17 protein-coding genes and 1 pseudogene are annotated in these 16,101 nt (G+C 62.2%); 4 read left to right on the top strand and 14 right to left on the bottom strand.

The annotated features are described in order from the left end of the window. Positions 1–44: 44 nt before the first annotated feature. The 4 genes from JP75_RS04925 to JP75_RS04940 form a co-directional block, all read right to left on the bottom strand. Positions 45–1,229, bottom strand: a complete 1,185-nt coding sequence (locus JP75_RS04925; RefSeq protein ID WP_051960364.1) for an MFS transporter — start codon at positions 1,227–1,229, stop codon at positions 45–47. Continuing rightward, entirely contained in the window at positions 1,226–2,398 is a 1,173-nt protein-coding gene (locus JP75_RS26950) for an MFS transporter (RefSeq protein ID WP_051960365.1), read from the bottom strand. The genes JP75_RS04925 and JP75_RS26950 overlap by 4 nt, the downstream gene beginning before the upstream one ends. Before the next feature lie 89 nt (positions 2,399–2,487). Continuing rightward, on the bottom strand, positions 2,488–3,072 hold the full coding sequence (locus tag JP75_RS04935; protein WP_035079956.1) for a hypothetical protein: 585 nt from the start codon (positions 3,070–3,072) through the stop codon (positions 2,488–2,490). Between the two features lie 81 nt (positions 3,073–3,153). After that, entirely contained in the window at positions 3,154–4,026 is an 873-nt protein-coding gene (locus JP75_RS04940) for a LysR family transcriptional regulator (protein ID WP_035079958.1), read from the bottom strand. A 183-nt stretch (positions 4,027–4,209) separates the two neighbouring features. Between JP75_RS04940 and JP75_RS26430 the strand changes: the two genes are divergently transcribed. Genes JP75_RS26430 through JP75_RS04950 form a run of 3 tightly spaced genes read left to right on the top strand, consistent with a single transcriptional unit; the run spans position 4,210 to position 6,357 of the window. Further along, positions 4,210–4,368, top strand: a complete 159-nt coding sequence (locus JP75_RS26430; protein ID WP_160194639.1) for a DUF1127 domain-containing protein — start codon at positions 4,210–4,212, stop codon at positions 4,366–4,368. Then, positions 4,362–5,366 carry an aldo/keto reductase gene (locus tag JP75_RS04945; protein WP_035079961.1) on the top strand — a complete coding sequence of 335 codons (1,005 nt, stop codon included), beginning with the start codon at positions 4,362–4,364 and terminating at the stop codon, positions 5,364–5,366. Before JP75_RS26430 ends, JP75_RS04945 begins: the two co-directional genes overlap by 7 nt. Further along, entirely contained in the window at positions 5,359–6,357 is a 999-nt protein-coding gene (locus JP75_RS04950; protein WP_051960366.1) for an aldo/keto reductase, read from the top strand. Before JP75_RS04945 ends, JP75_RS04950 begins: the two co-directional genes overlap by 8 nt. Before the next feature lie 53 nt (positions 6,358–6,410). Here JP75_RS04950 and JP75_RS04955 read toward each other — a convergent pair whose 3' ends face one another. The 10 genes from JP75_RS04955 to JP75_RS05005 form a co-directional block, all read right to left on the bottom strand. Then, positions 6,411–6,764: a septal ring lytic transglycosylase RlpA family protein gene (locus JP75_RS04955; RefSeq protein ID WP_244446256.1), complete on the bottom strand. Its 354-nt coding sequence runs from the start codon at positions 6,762–6,764 to the stop codon at positions 6,411–6,413. A 450-nt stretch (positions 6,765–7,214) separates the two neighbouring features. Next, positions 7,215–7,850, bottom strand: coding sequence for a peroxiredoxin (locus JP75_RS04960; protein WP_035079966.1), 636 nt, complete (start codon positions 7,848–7,850; stop codon positions 7,215–7,217). A 159-nt stretch (positions 7,851–8,009) separates the two neighbouring features. Further along, entirely contained in the window at positions 8,010–8,531 is a 522-nt protein-coding gene (locus JP75_RS04965) for a CreA family protein (RefSeq protein WP_051960367.1), read from the bottom strand. A gap of 159 nt (positions 8,532–8,690) precedes the next feature. Further along, entirely contained in the window at positions 8,691–9,509 is an 819-nt protein-coding gene (locus tag JP75_RS04970; protein ID WP_051960382.1) for an amino acid ABC transporter permease, read from the bottom strand. Between the two features lie 210 nt (positions 9,510–9,719). Next, positions 9,720–10,511 carry a substrate-binding periplasmic protein gene (locus tag JP75_RS04975; protein ID WP_035079969.1) on the bottom strand — a complete coding sequence of 264 codons (792 nt, stop codon included), beginning with the start codon at positions 10,509–10,511 and terminating at the stop codon, positions 9,720–9,722. A 176-nt stretch (positions 10,512–10,687) separates the two neighbouring features. Continuing rightward, the gene (locus JP75_RS27340) at positions 10,688–11,056 is read right to left on the bottom strand and encodes a YegP family protein (RefSeq protein ID WP_035079972.1); all 369 of its coding nucleotides are present in this window, start codon (positions 11,054–11,056) and stop codon (positions 10,688–10,690) included. A gap of 63 nt (positions 11,057–11,119) precedes the next feature. Further along, positions 11,120–11,470, bottom strand: coding sequence for an Rdx family protein (locus JP75_RS04985; RefSeq protein ID WP_084587482.1), 351 nt, complete (start codon positions 11,468–11,470; stop codon positions 11,120–11,122). Further along, a complete protein-coding gene (locus JP75_RS04990; RefSeq protein WP_035079976.1) occupies positions 11,467–11,928 on the bottom strand; it encodes a Crp/Fnr family transcriptional regulator in 462 nt (153 codons plus the stop codon). Before JP75_RS04990 ends, JP75_RS04985 begins: the two co-directional genes overlap by 4 nt. A 186-nt stretch (positions 11,929–12,114) precedes the next feature. Next, positions 12,115–12,594 carry a glutathione peroxidase gene (locus tag JP75_RS04995; protein WP_035079979.1) on the bottom strand — a complete coding sequence of 160 codons (480 nt, stop codon included), beginning with the start codon at positions 12,592–12,594 and terminating at the stop codon, positions 12,115–12,117. A gap of 105 nt (positions 12,595–12,699) precedes the next feature. Then, complete coding sequence (locus tag JP75_RS05005) at positions 12,700–15,408, bottom strand: transglycosylase domain-containing protein (RefSeq protein ID WP_051960368.1); 2,709 nt, start codon at positions 15,406–15,408, stop codon at positions 12,700–12,702. Between the two features lie 327 nt (positions 15,409–15,735). On the opposite strand from JP75_RS05005, the pseudogene JP75_RS05010 reads away from it, so the two are divergent. Continuing rightward, positions 15,736–16,086, top strand: a pseudogene (locus JP75_RS05010) (hypothetical protein). Positions 16,087–16,101 lie beyond the last annotated feature (15 nt).

The following is a 16,101-nucleotide window of genomic DNA, read 5'->3' on the forward strand; positions in this document are numbered from 1 at the left end:
TTGCCCGGGTTCTGTCGCCCAGCGGCGTCAGAACCCGTCAGCAATCAGCCGAGCGGCGTCGGCTCGGGCGGCAGGCCATGGGGTGCTTCTACCTTTTTGGTGCCCAGAGCGAAACTGGAGGCCCAGAGGCCGGCCAGCAAGAGCGGCAGGCAGATAAGGTAGGACCAGCGGATGCCAAAATATTCGGCGACGAAGCCGAGCAGCGGCGGGGCGAGGAAGAAGACCACGAAGCTGACCTGGCCGATGGCTGCCACATTGACCGCGGCGGGGCGATCCGTGCGCTGCGCTGCAGCCGAAACGGCCAGCGGATAGACGGCCGAGCAGCCCGCGCCCATAAGGGCAAAGCCGACCAGCGCCAGCGTCGCCGTCGGCGCTGTGCCAACGAGCAGTGCGCCGAGGCTTGCGGCGGTCAACATGACCATGGCGACATAGCGCGGGCCGAAGCGGGCGACGATGGGATCTGCCGAGAGACGCATCGCCGCCATGAAGAAGGCAAAGAGCGTCAGGCCCATGCCGCCGATGAAGGGCTCCACGGCAAAGACGTTGCGCATGTAGATGGCCGACCAGTCGATCCCCGCGCCTTCGACGAGGAAAGCGGCAAAACCGATGAGGCAGAGCGGCAGGAGGCCGAGATTGGGGAAGGCAAAGCGATGGCTACCTTCGCCCTCGGCCCGCACCGGCTTTGGCGCCTCGGTGGCCGAAAACAGCAGGTAGCCGGCCACGGCCACGACGATGATGGCCACGATGCCGAGATGCCAGCCGGCAGAAAGCCCCGACTGCCGGATCATGGCGCCGAACAGTGCGGTGACGAAGAAGCCGACGCTCCAGAAGCCGTGGGCACGGTTCATGAAGCGCTGGCCGGTCTGCACTTCGAGCCGGTCAATCTCGACGTTGAGATTGATTTCCAGCGCGCCGGCGAGCAGGCCAGCGACGAAAAGCACGGCGAACATGGCCGGCGCCACCGGCAGCCAGGGAATGGTCGAAAAGAGCAGCGCGGGACCGAGCACCGTAAGCAGCGCCGTCTTGCGGAAGCCGAGTTTTTCGACGACCGGCGGCCCAAAAGTCAGAGAAATCAGCGAGCCGATGGCCATACCGATCATGGTCAGGCCCAATTGCCCCTCGGTGATCCCGAGATGGGTCTGGATATCGGGCAGGCGCGCCATCAGCGCGCCTGTCGTTACGGCGAAGAGGAAGAAGCTGGCATAGATGCGGTGCTGCGGGGCGATCATGAGGTGGCCTCACGCAGTACCGGCTTGGGCGACAGGACATGCGCCGTGGCAAATCCGAGCAGGACGAGCGGAATGCCGACGCCAAAAACCCACTGGATACCGAAATGCTCGCCGATAAAGCCGAGGAGCGGTGGTCCAAGGAGGAAGGCAGTGAAGGAGAATTGCGCCAGCGCTGCCACATTGACGGCGGCCGGGCGATCGGTCTGCTGGGCGGCAGCCGACATGGCGAGCGGGAAGAGGGCCGAGGAGCCGACGCCGATCAGCGCAAAGCCAAGATAGGCGACCCAGGCGGCCGGAGCAAAGAAGGCCAGCAGCACGCCGATACCGAGGACGGTGAGCAGCACGCGGGCGACGAGCACCGGGCTGAAGCGTTCGACAAAACTATCGGCAAAGAAACGCGCGACACCCTGCGAACCGGCAACGGTCGCCACGGCAAGGCCGGCCCAGAAGGGCTCGGCATTGAAAAGGTCGCGCATATAGATGGCCGACCAGTCGATCCCGGCGCCTTCCATAAGCATGGCGGAGAGACAGACGCCGACCAGGGCCATGATGGTAGCGGTCGGGCGGGCAAAGCGCGGGGCTTCATCGGTGCTGGTGCCGGCGCGATGCGGCGCGGGTTCGAAGCGGCCCAGAATGGTGAGCGTCGCGACGATGATCACCGGGATCATGATGAGCAGGTGATAGTGCACTTCGAGCCCGGTCTGGGCGATGAAGGAACCAACCATGCCGGCGGCAAAGAAGCCGAGGCTCCAGAAGGCATGGGCGCGGCTCATGATGCGGCGGCCGATGGCGTGCTCGACGCGGTCGGCCTCGACATTGATGATGACTTCAATGGCGCCGATGGTCAGACCCACCGGCAGCAGCAGGAGGAAAAATGTCAGCGGTGTCTGGGCCCAGCTCGCAAGAGCATAGAGCGCCGAAAGCAGGGGAATGGCCGTGAGCAGCACGCGGCGATAGCCGATGATTTCGACCACGCGACCGGCAAAGGTCAGCGAGATCAGCGTACCGACAGCCGAACCGATCAGCGCGAGGCCCAAGGCCCCTTCGCCGACGCCCATGGCCGTCTGGATATCGGGCAGACGCGGAAAGATGCTGCCCATGGCAAAGGAATAAATGAAAAAAGCCCCAAAGACCTTGATCTGGGGCGGCAGCTCAATGCCGAATCGCATGATGGAAAAATGCTCTAAAGATCAGACCGGGCCGACGTTAGGGCATTTCACACGCAAGTGAAATGGGCGCGCAACGGCCCGAATAGAGTTTATTGCAACGTTTGCATTGCTGCCACAGCGGGCTGCGTGTTGAAAAATTCGTCGCGCAGCACGGAAACGCCATCGAGCAGATTGCGGGTGATTTCGAGCCGCCGGAACGGCCCACCAATGCGATTGGCGATCGGGCTGGGCTTGAGCGAAGCAACGCGATTGCGCCGGTCGGGGCCAAAGTAGCCTTCGGTCTCGTAAAAGACCATGTTGTGCCCGATCTGCCGGGCGAGGCGCTGGCGCAGTTTCGGCTTGGATTGGGGCAGGGCCACGATATCGTCAAAGCCCATATTGATGCAGGCCATGATGGTTTCGACGGAGGGATCCCCCGCGCAATAGACCATGGGCGAAAAGCGAATGGCGCGCGAGGACGAGAAGCGGATGGCTTCGGCGACAGGCCTGATTTCCCTCAGGTCGGTCGTCGCCGAAAACAGAAAATAGCAGACCGGGGTTTCGCCCGCCTGCTGCTCCACCTGGTTGAGGCCGCGATAGTCCGACACGCCGGCAAAGCCGAGATCGCCGGCCATGTCGAAAAGCGTCTGCCAGGCCGCGTCCCCTGGCCCGACGACATAGGCGTATGCTTTCATAGCACCGCTGTCCCTGCTGCATTCCCGGAAGCGGATGCTAGGCCCAAGCCCCTAATGGGGACCTAACGAAACGCTCGGTAACTACCCGTAGACCGGCTTTTCCCCGCGAAACAGCGGCCCATTTTCCTGCATCAGCGCCGCGATGCGCTCGGTGACGGCGCGCACGGCAGGGGTGTGGCGCTCCTCATGGTGGCAAACGAGCCATTGGTCGGTTTCAAGCTCGGGAATGGTGCCGGCCATGCGGTCGACCCGCGGGTCGCTGTCCCCGACAAAGCAGGGAAAGACCGACATGCCCGCACCCGCCGCCACCAGCTCCATGACGCTCATGGCGTCATTGCCGCGCGTCGCGATGCGGTCGCCATGCCTCGCATTGAGCCAGCGCGCCGAATGGGTCTGGCTGCCCTCGCCGGCGGTGCCGACGAAATAGCCCGCCGCCACGCCGCTGATCAGTTCTGGCCGCGCATAGAGACCATAGGCGACTTTTCCAATGAGCCGCCCCGCCAGCCATTGCTCGGTCGGACGCTGGTTACGGATGCCGATATCGGCATTGCGCCGGCCGATATCGACCTTGTGGCTGGCGGTGACGAGTTCGAGCGCGAAGCGATCCCCCGCCGTCCAGATTTTTCCAATGTTGCGGGCGAGGAATGCCGAGGTCCAGGGCCCGGCGGAGACACGCACCACGCGCTCGCCGATAGCGCCGTCCTTCCAGCGTTTTAGCGACAGCATGGCGCCTTCGACCTCTTCGGCGCGCAGCAGCAGTTCTTCCCCCGAAGGGGTCAGCCGATAGCCGGTCTGGCTGCGCACGAAAAGCGGTTCGCCCACCTGGCGCTCGAGCGCCGTCACCCGCCGCCCGAGCGTTGCCGCCGAAAGGCCTGTTGTCTCCGTCGCTGCACTTAGTCCGCCCAGCCGCGCCACATCGAGAAACAGCCGGAGATCGTCCCAGGAGAAATCCATTTTTCATTTCTGCAAAGTGCCTTGCAGTCTCGACTGTAGCTCAACGGCATGGGAAAGCGCAAATATCTCCTCATCGGATCGCCGGGAGCGGTCCTGATCTCAAGCGAAAGCACCAGTTTTGAAACGCCGGATAGAAGTCCGGCGCAGGGGTGCTTTCGCGCGAAATTCCGAGGAGACGAAATCATGTTCGAACCCATCACCAATCGGCTGCGCCGCTGGCACTTGCGCAATATCACGCGGCGAAAGCTGTCGCTGCTCGACGATCGCCTGCTGACCGATATCGGCACCAGGCGCAGCGGCATCAACGACTTCATTTCCGCCCAATTTGAGAAGGGATGCTGACCATGATGGATAAGCGCAAACTTGGGCCCAATGGCCCCAGGGTCGGTGCCGTCGGCATGGGCTGCTGGGCCATTGGTGGCCATTTTACCCTCGACGGACGCAATGATGGCTGGGGCCAGGTCGATGACGCGCAATCGGTGCGTTCCATCGAACTGGCGCTCGATCTCGGCGCAAGCCTGTTCGACACCGCCGATGCCTATGGCACCGGCCATAGCGAAAGCATTTTGGGCAGCGCGCTCAAAGGCCGTCGCGACGAGGCCTTTGTCGCCACCAAATTCGGCTTTACCTATGACGAGGGCAGCAAGGCGCTGGTCGCGACCGATGTGTCGCCGAGCTATATCGAATGGGCCTCGGGCAAGTCGCTGAAGCGCCTGGGCATGGACCATATCGATCTCTACCAGATCCATGTCGGCGATCTCAGCGACGATGTCGCCGACCGGGCCGGCGAGGCCCTTGAAAGTCTTGTCGAAAAGGGCCGTATCCGTGCCTGGGGCTGGAGCACCGACAATGCGGCCTCCGCCCGGCGCATGCTGAAATTCCCGCATTTTGTCGCGGTGCAGCAGGAATTGAGCGTGCTCTGCGACGGGCCGGACATGCTGGCGCTCTGTGCCGAGGCCGAACTTGCCAGCCTCAATCGCTCGCCCCTCGCCATGGGCATGCTCAGCGGCAAGTTTTCCGCTGCCTCACGCCTGGGCAAGGACGATGTGCGGGCCGCGGGTCATTCCTGGGTGCGGTTCTTCGCCGATGGAAGGCCAAAGCCGGAAACTCTCGCCATGGTCGATGCGCTGCGCGACCTCCTCACCACAGGCGGCCGCACGGTGGCGCAAGGCGCGCTGGGCTGGAACCTCGCCCACTCGCCGCACACCATTCCCATCCCCGGCTTCAAGACCGAAGCGCAGGTCCGCGACAATCTCGGGGCATTGGAAAAAGGCCCCCTGCCCGCGGCCGTCATGGCCGAGATTTCGGACATTCTGAACAAGGAAATCGAACATGTTTGATGCCGACACACTGGCCGAAACAACCATGAGCACCAATCGCCTCGGCCGCTTCGGTCCGGTCAGCCGGCTTACCCTTGGCGGTGGCGGCATCGGCCAGGTCTGGGGTCCGACCTCGGAGGATGAGGCCGTGGCGACGCTGCGCGCTGCGGTCGATGGCGGGATTTCACTCCTTGACGCTGCGCCCGGCTATCTCATCTGCGAAGCCATGATCGGCCGGGCTTTCGAGGGCCGGCTGCCCAATGGGGTGCGCGTGACCACCAAATACAGTCTGGGCACCGTGCCCGAGGACGAGGTCTTTCCGCGGCTCAAGGCGTCGCTCGAAAAGAGTCTGATCGCCATGCGGCTCGAACGGGTCGACATGATGCTGCTCCATAGCGAAATCCGGCCGGACGATTATGAGTATCCGCCCGGCGAGCCGCCCAAGAATGAGCGCTCGACCAGTCTCTCGCTCTATCGCAATGCCGTGCGCCCGGCTTTTGCGCGACTGGTCGAGGAGGGGTTGATCGGCGATTGGGGCATAACCGGCATCAACCATGCCGCCGCCACCGTAGACGCGCTCTCATCCGGCCCCGTGCCGGCCGCTGTGCAGGCCATCGCCAATCTGCTCGACAGCCCCGGCGCCATGAATGGCACCGGCCTCGCCCCGCGTCCGCGCGATGTCATTGCGGCAGCGCAGGCGGCAGGCGTTGGCGTCATGGGCGTGCGCGCTGTGCAGGCGGGCGCGCTGACCAGCCGCTTTGACCGGCCCGATACGCATGGGCCGGACCGGGAGGATTTTGCCCGGGCCCAATCTTTCCGCGATCTCTGTGACCGCTGGGGCGACGACCCGGCGCTTGTCGCCCATCGCTATGCGCTCGGTATTCCTGGCGTCGATACGCTGGTGCTCGGCGTCAAGAACCGGGAAGAATTGCGCATGGCCTTCGAGGCCGAAAGGCGCGGACCGCTCGATCCCGACCAGCTCGCCGCCATCGAGGTTTTGCGCCTGAGATAACAAAAGGCCGCCCTAGGGGGCGGCCTTTTACTGACTTATGAGATCGGGAGAGATCACATCTGATCGAGGCAGACCGAGGTCGTGCCGCGATTGCGGAAGCCGAGGGCCGTAGCCGCGGCTTTCGAAAGGTCGATAATGCGCTTGCCATGAAAAGGCCCGCGATCATTGATGACCACTTCAATCGACTTGCCCGAGTTCTGGTCGGTGACCTGAACCTTGGTGCCGAAGGGGAGAGAACGATGCGCCGCCGTCATGGCGTTTTCGTTGAAGATTTCTCCCGATGCAGCCCGCTTGCCGTTAAAGCCGGGGCCATACCAGGAAGCGCCACCACATTGGGCGTAGGCTGCCGAGGAGGAAAGTGCGAGGGCAGCCGCCGCTGCGGCGACGAGAACGGCTCTTCTGATCAATGGTCTATGCTCACTGAAGTTGTCGATGAGCATTGCCTAAAGATGACGCGCGGCGTGATTAAGGGCGGAATCGCGCGGGATTGTGCTGTGTTGCCTCATTGCCGCAGGTCTGGCGGCATCAATTCATTAACCATTCAGCCAGTCTTGATCGATTCTTAGAAACTGAATCTCAGGAATTGCCGAATTAGCGCTCTGCTAACCGAGATCGGTAAGAATCAGGAAACCACTTTGTTCGCTGTGGCCATGAGGCAACGGTTCCCGAAAACTGGCCGCAAGCCCCGGATTTCGGCCGATCAAGCCTGTGAATTACGGGAAATCCGGCCTTTTCAGAAAATTCGAACAGTGAATGTGGCCGATTTGGGCGGCCCGAAACGGCAATTACGGCAAAGAAAATGGGCGATGGATGATCCACCGCCCAGGTCAGTCAGGGAGAAGACAGGTGCCTGTGGCTCAGCCACGGGGCTGCGGTACAATGCGCAGATAGGGCTTCAGTTCCTTCCAGCCCTCGGGATACTTGGCCTTGGCCGCTTCATTGGACACGGCCGGGACGATGATCACGTCCTCGCCGCTCTTCCAGTTCACGGGCGTCGCCACCTGGTGCTTGGCGGTCAGTTGCAGGCTGTCGATCACGCGCAGCACTTCATCGAAATTGCGGCCGGTCGAAGCGGGATATTCGATCTTGAGCTTTACCTTCTTGTCCGGGCCCACGACGAAGACGGAGCGGACGGTCAGGGTATTGTCGGCGTTCGGGTGGATCATGTCATAAAGACGCGCCACCTTGCCTTCGGTATCGGCCAGGAGCGGGAAATTGAGCGCCGCGCCCTGGGTCTCTTCGATGTCCCTTGCCCAGCCGCCATGGTCTTCGAGTTTGTCGACCGAAAGGCCAAGCACTTTGACGCCGCGCTTTTCAAACTCGGGCTTGAGCTTGGCGGTATAGCCGAGCTCGGTGGTGCAGACCGGGGTAAAGTTCTTGGGGTGGCTGAACAGCACCGCCCAGGACCCTTCAATGTAGTCGTGGAAGTGAATGGTGCCCTCGGTGGATTCGAGGGTGAAATCAGGGGCGGTGTCGCCGATCAGGATCGCCATGTTTGTCTTCCCTTGCCGCCACGGGGCGGCGCTAAATGTCTGAAAAGAGAATATCGTGCCCCATGCCGCCGTTTGAAGCGGCTGCGGGCGGAACGCTTTTGCCTTGTTTTAGCAAGACCCGGCAAGCCTTTGCCTGCCGGGGGCGCAGACGAGAATGGCCTATTGCACCATGACCGAGCCGGAAACCGCGGCGCCGGTCGGCGCGCCGTTCTTCCAGGTCACGTCGAGCCCGTTGAGCGGCACGACCGAAAGGCTCATCTTGCCCGAGCCCTGCTGGATTTCCCGCGCATGGGCGAGATAGATCAGCGAATTATTGGCCTGGTCATAAATGCGGGTCACGCGCAGCGACTTCCAGATCAGCGAACGGGCTTCCTTGAAGATTTCCTCGCTGCCGCTCTTCGGAATGTCGCCCACGGTGATCGGGCCCACAGCCGAGCAATCGAGCGCCGAATAGGACGGGTCCTCGAACCAGTTGCCCTGGCTGATGCGATCGATGAAGGAGCGGTTGAAGAACGCCAGGTGGCAAACGACGCCCTGCACATCGGGATCGGCCACAGCCTCGATGGAAATGTCATTGCCGGTCCAGTCGACCCCGACATTGCCCACCTCCGAGCGATTGCCGCAGGCGGCAAGGGCAAGAACGGCGGCTCCGAAAACGGCAAGGCGGGCAAATCTGTGCATTGAGTCCTCCAGCAATGTTTTTACAACATGGTTGGTGAAAAGAGCTGTCGCAAGTGGCCTTCCATCGTCATTGCCGGGCTTGTCCCGGCAATCCATCTCGCCGCCGCATGGACTACCGGGACAAGCCCGGTAGTGACGACGGAATGAAGAGCGTTGCGACTAGAAGCGATCTCTACGCGCCATGAACATTTCGAGCCATCGCACCAAGAGCGAGAGCGAAATGGTCATGGTGAGATAGACGAAGGCCACGACATTATAGGTCTCGAAAAACTGGAAGCTCGAAGAAGCGTGGAGCTTTCCAAGCTGGGTAATGTCCTGCACGCCCAGGGCGGAAACCAGCGCCGAGTCCTTCACCATGGAGACGAAATCATTGCCGAGCGGCGGCAGGATGGTGCGCAGCGCCTGGGGCATGATGACGAGGCGAAAGCACTGAAAGCGCGAAAGGCCCAATGAGCGCGCCGCCTCGACCTGGCCACGACCCACCGCCTGGATACCGGCGCGAAAGATTTCGGCGATGAAGGCGGAATAGCAGATGGTCAGCGCCAGGATCGCGCGCCAGACGAAATCGAAGCCGCGGATCGTTGCCGGCTCCATCCAACCCAGTTGAATGAGCGGACCGACAACCCAGTTGAAGGCCGCAACCAAAGCCGGCGCGCCGACAAAGGCGATGTAGAATAGGAAGACGAGGATCGGGATGCCGCGGATGATTTCGACGTAAAAGGTCGCGATCTCGCGCAGCACGCGGATATTCGAGGTGCGTGCGAGAGCAATGAGCAGGCCCAAAATGGTCGCGAGGCCAAAGGCGACCAGCGTCACCCAAAGCGTCGTCAGCACCCCGCCCGAGAGCTTTTGGAAAATATCGGCATATGTTTCGTCAGCCGTGATGGCCCAGAAGCCGAGCACGAACAGCAGCCCGACGGCGAGCAGCCACCAGGGCATACGGGCAAGAATGGAGGGACGGCGCGGGCGGGTGGTCATGATCACTTTCGGCAGGTTTGGAGCATTCGGCCCCACCCCACCCTCATTCCCTCCCCATCAAGGGGAGGGAGGCGCTTGCCTCAGCGCCTCGGCTCTATCGTCTCCCTCCTCCTTGCGGGCTTCGAGCCGCGCCGGAGGCAAGATCGCTCCAGTGGAGCGATCTTAGGGGAGAAGGATCAAGGGTGGGGGTGCGGCAAGCACCGGACGCGGCTACTCACCCGAATATTCAAAGAACCAATAGTTGATCCGCTCATCGAGCCAGCCTTCGGCCTTGAGCTGGTCGAGTGCGGCATTGAAGGGTTCCACGAGGTCCGAGCCCGGCGTCAGGATCAGCCCGAGCGGATCGGCCTTGATGGCTTCGCCCACCTGCTTGAAGGCACCGGGATCGGCGCCGATATAGCCGGCAGAAGCGGCCTGGTCGGCAATGACAGCATCAACATCGCCGGCCTTCACCGCCTGAACGGCCGCACCAAAGCTGTCGAAAACTTTCACGCGCGGATTGGCTTCGTCGCCGTCGAGCACGTCATAAATGGCGGTGTAGAAGGACGAGGTGCCAGCCTGGGCGCCGAACAGCAGCTCCGGATCACCGGCAAAGCTTTCCTTGCTGGTGATGCGCTCTTCATCGGCCCGCACGAGGAAATACTGTTCCACGGTGATGAAGGGTTTGGTGAAATCGATCTGCTCGTCGCGCTCGGCGGTGATGGTGATGCCGTCGGCGCCGACATCGAACTGACCGGTGCGCACCGATTCGATCATCACATCCCAGGCAACGAGGTCCCATTCGACCTTGGCATTGAGGCGCTTGGCGATCTCGTTGATCACGTCATATTCGAGCCCCACGCCCTCGCCGGTCTTGGGATCGGCGAAATTGAGCGGGTAATAGGCGTTTTCCGTCACCGCATGGATGGTGCGGCCGGCAAGATCGGGCAGGTCCTGGGCCATGGCCGGCAGGCTGAGAAAGGCCGCGGCGGCCACGGCGAGGAGGGAAGAGGTCCTAAACATCGATGCGTCCCCAAATGTTCTGGTCGCCGGACAATATTGCGGTTTGCGGCACGGGGCGAGGCGCCCCGGCCAATTTTAGTTCCGAAAAGACCGGCGCGCAGCGAACAAGCACGGCGCCATGCCGCCCAAAGCGGAAATCTCTATTCAGCAGAGCAAAACCCCGCCGACTGCAGCCCTCAGGCCTCGTCGACGACGTCTGCGCCCGGGCCATTCTTCTTCAGCGAAGCGATGGCATTGGTGGCGCTGGATTTCTGCTTATAGGTCTCGGTGCGGGCCATGGTTTCGTTGTTGGAAGCCACGAAGCGCACGAAATGCTGGCCGTCCTTGGAGGCGACGATCTCGAAGCGATAACCCTTGCCTTCTTCGCCCTGGGAGACGTCGACCGTCGCCGCTTCCGGCGCGTTCTTCTTCAGCGACTCGACCGCCGATTTGGCTGAAGCCTTCTGCTTGTAGTTTTCCGACCAGAAAATCGTCTCGGCATTATAAACGAAAGCGAACTTGAACTGCTCGTTTGCAGCCGCGGTGATCTTGAACTTATGAGCCATGACGCCAGGCCTCCCTCAGGTTCGATCACCAAAGACTAGCGAAAACCCGGCATTTGGAAAGACTTATTTGCCTTCGACGCGGTCGATATGGCCCAGGCTGCGCTCGGGATCGATCCGGTCGCGCACCATTTGCTTGAGGACCCGGCTATCGGGAAAGCCGCCATCGCGCTTGCGCTCCCAGACCAGCTCATCGTCGAACCGGATTTCGAAAATGCCACCGGTGCCCGGCACCAGCGTCACCGATTTGAGTTCGATGGAAAAGGTGGACAGCAGTTCCTGCGCCATCCAGGCCGAACGCAACATCCAGTTGCACTGTGTGCAATAGGTAATGGCGATGGCGGGTTTTCCCGCCGTCGCAATGGCGGGCTTTTCCGCCGTCGGAATCGCCGGCTTGGCGGCCGCGTCGTCGCTCATTTGCGCTTCTTCTTGCCCGTCTCGCTGGGATCGACGAGGCTCGCCAGAATTTCGTCGACGAGGTCGAGATCCTGCCTTTTGCCGGCCGCCTGCTGCTGCAGGTCGACGAGATAGGAGGTGGTGTAATAAAGCCGCCGCGCCAGCATGCCGGCAATGTGCAGCGAGAATTCGGGATGCCCGTCGAGGAAGGTCAGGGCATCGGGAATTTCGTAGGCTTCCACTTCGGAGAGAGCCTTCACGGTCGCGGAATGCGGCATGTCGAGCAGCACCGCCATTTCGCCGAAAATCGAGCCGGGCTCGTCGACATGGGTCACCTGCGTGCGTTCGCGGATGATCTCCACCTGCCCCTCGATGAGGACATAGAGTTTGCCCAGGCGCTCGCCCTCGGGGAGGATCACCTGCCCCGACTTGAAACGCTGCTTTTTCAGATCCCTGCAATAGTCGAGAATATCGGCCATGGCCCGCCCTCGTTCATCCGCCGCCGCCTAAATTAAAGGCTTTGCGGCGCAAAGCAATCTGGCTTGGGGCCCTTCCCCGGATCGTCACCCTCGGGCTTGACCCGAGGGCTCTATATTTGCCGGACCCGTTGTGAAGTACAGTGTCCTCGGGTCAGGCCCGAGGATGACGTTCAGAGTGCGATCCGCCTAAAGCAGCTTCTCGATATCGCCGGCAATATCGGCCGGTTCCGTCGCCGGGGCAAAACGCTCCACGACCTTGCCGTCCCGCCCGATCAGGAATTTCGTAAAATTCCACTTGATGGCTTCGCTCCCGAGCAGCCCCGGCGCAGACTCCTTGAGCCACTTATAGAGCGGATGCGCCTCCTCGCCATTGACGTCGATGCGCTCGAAAATCGGGAAGGTCACGCCGTAATTGACTTCGCAGAATTGAGCGATCTCTTCGCTGGTCCCCGGCTCCTGGCCGGCAAACTGGTTGCACGGAAAGCCGAGCACCACGAAGCCGCGATCCCCATATTGCCTATAGAGCGCTTCGAGCCCTTCATATTGCGGGGTCAACCCGCATTGGTTCGCCACATTGACCACCAGGATCACCTTGCCGGAAAAGTCGGCAAGATTTTGCGGCGCGCCGCTCAGGAGAGGCAGGGTGAAGTCGGCGAGCGTGGTCATGGAATTTTCCGGGAGGCAGAGGAGAATAGTCTCATGTGCACCCGCGGTGGCGATAGTTCAATGCGGCACAATGAAAAAGGCCCCGGTTTACCGGGGCCGCTGAGATCAATTGCCGAATAGGAGATCCATCAGCGTGCGCTGCGAATTCTCGTTCTGATAGACCGGCTGCTGCGGCTCTTGGCCCACGGAAGCGGGCGGCGCGAAGGGGCTCGTCGGTTGCACCTGCTGGCCCTGGAACTGCTGCTGATTGGCAGCCGGGGCGCTCGGCACCCAGACCTGCTGGCCCGTCGCCGGATCGGTCACCAAGACCATGGGCAGGCCGGTCTGCGGATCGATCGGGGCGGCATTGTTTGTAAACGCCGCATTCGGGTCGGTGGTGAAAGCCGCATTGGGATCGGTCTGCAGCGGCAAGCCGGTCACCGGGTCGATGGCCTGGCCCTGCGCATCGTACTGCGTCTGGGTCTGGTCAAATCCCCCATTGATCGGCAGGCCCGTATTGGGATCGGTCATCTGCCCGGTCTGGATCGGCGGATTGGTGCTGGCACCGGTCCCCACAGGCGCAAGGTTGGCATTGGGCAGGCCCGTGGTGGGATCGATGGCCACGACCTGGCCCGTCGTCGGGTCGGTCATGGTCTGCACCGGCTGGCCCGTGCCGCCATCGACATATTGCACCTGCGGCTGGCCGGTCGTCGGATCGATCACCGGCTGCCCCGTTGCCGGGTCGATCAATTGCTGGGCGATCAACTGGCCCTGATAGGAGCCGCCGGGAATACCGACCGGCGAGCGCCCGGCATGAGCCTTGGTCATGAATTCGGACCAGATGGCCGCCGGCACATTGCCGCCCGACAAGGTGGTCTTGGTGTCATTGTCATTGCCCAGCCACACGCCGGTGACCATGGCCGAGGTATAGCCGACAAAGAGCGCGTCGCGGGCGTTCTGGCTGGTGCCGGTCTTGCCGCCAAAATCCCAACCGCCCAGATTTGCGCCGCGCCCCGTGCCCACTTCCACAGCGGTCTTGAGCATGTCGTTCATTTCGGCGAGCACATTGGGATCGACGACGCGGCCGGGGCCGGCATCGGAGGCTTCATAGAGCTGCGTGCCATCCTTGGAGGTGATCTTGGTGATCACATTGGGAATGACACCCATGCCGCCATTGGCAAAGGGCGCATAGGCCGAGGTCAGTTCGAGCAGGTTCACTTCCTGCGTGCCGAGCGCGATGGACGGCACCGGGGTCATGGGCGAGGAAATACCCATGCGCGTCGCGACATCGATGACGGCTTCCGGGGTCACGTCGATGGCAAGACGACCGGCAATGGTATTGAGCGAATAGGCAAGGCCCTGGCGCAGGGTGACGGTGCCGGCATATTTGCCCGAGGCATTGCGCGGGCTCCAGCCATTATATTCGAACTGGGCGTCCTCGGCCAAAGTGTCGGGAGTATAGCCCTTTTCCATGGCCGCCATATAGACGAAGGGCTTGAAGGTCGAGCCGGGCTGACGCTTGGCGGTCACGGCGCGATTATATTGGCTGGCTTGGTAATCGACGCCGCCGACCATGGCACGCACCGTGCCGTTGACATCCATGGCCACCAAAGCGCCCTGCGAGAAGCCGCGCTTGGGGCCTTCATTGGCCACGGCTTCGCGGACGGCAAACTCGGCGTCCTTTTGCATCTTCCAGTCGATGGTGGTCTGCACCACCACGTCATCCTTGATCTCGCCGATATAGGCGGTCATCAGGCTTTCGACCCAGTCGGCCACATAGGATTCCGAACCCGCGACCACCGTGCGCACCGTGCCCTGATCGGACGAAATCTGCGCCGCATCGGCTTCTTCGCGGGTGATATAGCCCTCTTGTGCCATAGAATTGAGCACAAGGCGCTGGCGCTCGATGGCGCGCTGCGGATTGGCCTTGGGATTGTAGGCAGAAGGCGCGGGCAGAATGCCGACCAGCATGGCGGCCTGGCCGAGCGACAGATTTCGCGCGGAAACGCCGAAATAAGTCTGCGCCGCGGCTTCGATGCCGGTGGCGCCGGAACCGAAATAGACGCGGTTCATATAGAGTTCGAGAATTTCTTCCTTGGTGAAATTCTGCTCGAGCCAGATGGCGAGGATCGCTTCCTGAACCTTGCGGCCCAGCGTCTGATCTGGGGTGAGGAAGAGGTTTTTTGCCACCTGCTGGGTCAGCGTCGATGCACCGCGCGTCACTTCGCGCGCCTGCACCGATTCCACTGCCACGGCGATGAGACCGATGGGGTCGACGCCAAAATGGCTCATGAAGCGCCGGTCTTCCGAGGCAATGAAGGCGGCGGGCACATATTGCGGCAATTCGCGGAAAGTGACGGCCTCGCCGCCGGTCTGGCCGCGATTGGAGATCAGGCTGCCATCGGCCGCCAGAATTCGGATATTGGGCGGGCGATCGGGAATGGCCCAGCTATTGGACGAGGGGAGCTGCGCGCCGTAATAGACGATGACGCCGATGACGGCGAGCCCGCCCCAGAGGCAGGCGACAAAACCCCACCAGAGCAGGCCCATGAGAAAGCCGCCCGAGCGCGAACGGCGCTTCTTGGGTTTGGCCGTTTCGGCCTTGCCGCGGCGCGGTTCCTTTTCGGCGCGGGCCGGCTTTTTGCCGCGCGGCGGCTTGCCGCCATTGCCGCCGCCGCCAATGGGACCGCCGGAGCGTTCGTCATCGACAAAGCCGCCGACAGACTGACCCAGGCTCGGCTCGACGCGCTGGCCCTTTGGACCACGCGCTTGCGGCTTGGCACCCCTATTGGGCTGGGCACCAACGCGATCATCGGCCGAAATGCGGAAGTCCATCGAGCAAACCTGTCCTAGGGAGTCTCATCCCGCTTCTATCCTGTTCTCTCCATGAGGGAAACAAAAGGTAAGCGGGAGGTTAAAATCCGTAGCGGCCGGTCGGGCGGCTCAGCGCTGCCCACAATCCATGTCTCGCGTTCGGATGAGACGCTTTTCCTCGGCAAATGTGGCCGGTTTATGTGAGTTTGGCGCAGGATTGAACGACTGTGTCGTCGACGCCACAACAAAGGGCCTGGCCTGATCTGGGACAGGCCCCGGCAATCGGTGACACCGAGAATGCGCCGGGCTAGGCTCGGATATCTCATGACCAGCCGCAAGAGCGCGCCAATGCCCCGCTTTCTCACCGTCTACACGATGCAGCCCGAGGACCTCGCCCGGTTTCGCAACCTGCCAAAGGCCGAGCAGGACGCGGTGGATGCCGTGGGCATTCCGCAATGAGCCGAATGGGAGAAGCGCAATGCCGCATCCTTCCCCGATCGCGGCGGCATGGTGGGCAAGACGCTGCGCGTCAGCAAGCATGGTATTTCCTCGGCCAGCAATGCCTTTTGCGGCTATATCGTGGTCGAGGCGGAAAGCATCGAGGCCGCGGCCAAGCTCTTTGTCGACCACCCGCATTTCGCGCTCTTCCCCGGCGACGGCGTCGACATCATGCCTTTCCTGACCGAACCCGGCGCCTGAACACAGGCACTGCCT

The sequence above is a fragment of the Devosia riboflavina genome (assembly GCF_000743575.1).
Classification (GTDB): Bacteria; Pseudomonadota; Alphaproteobacteria; order Rhizobiales; family Devosiaceae; genus Devosia; species Devosia riboflavina.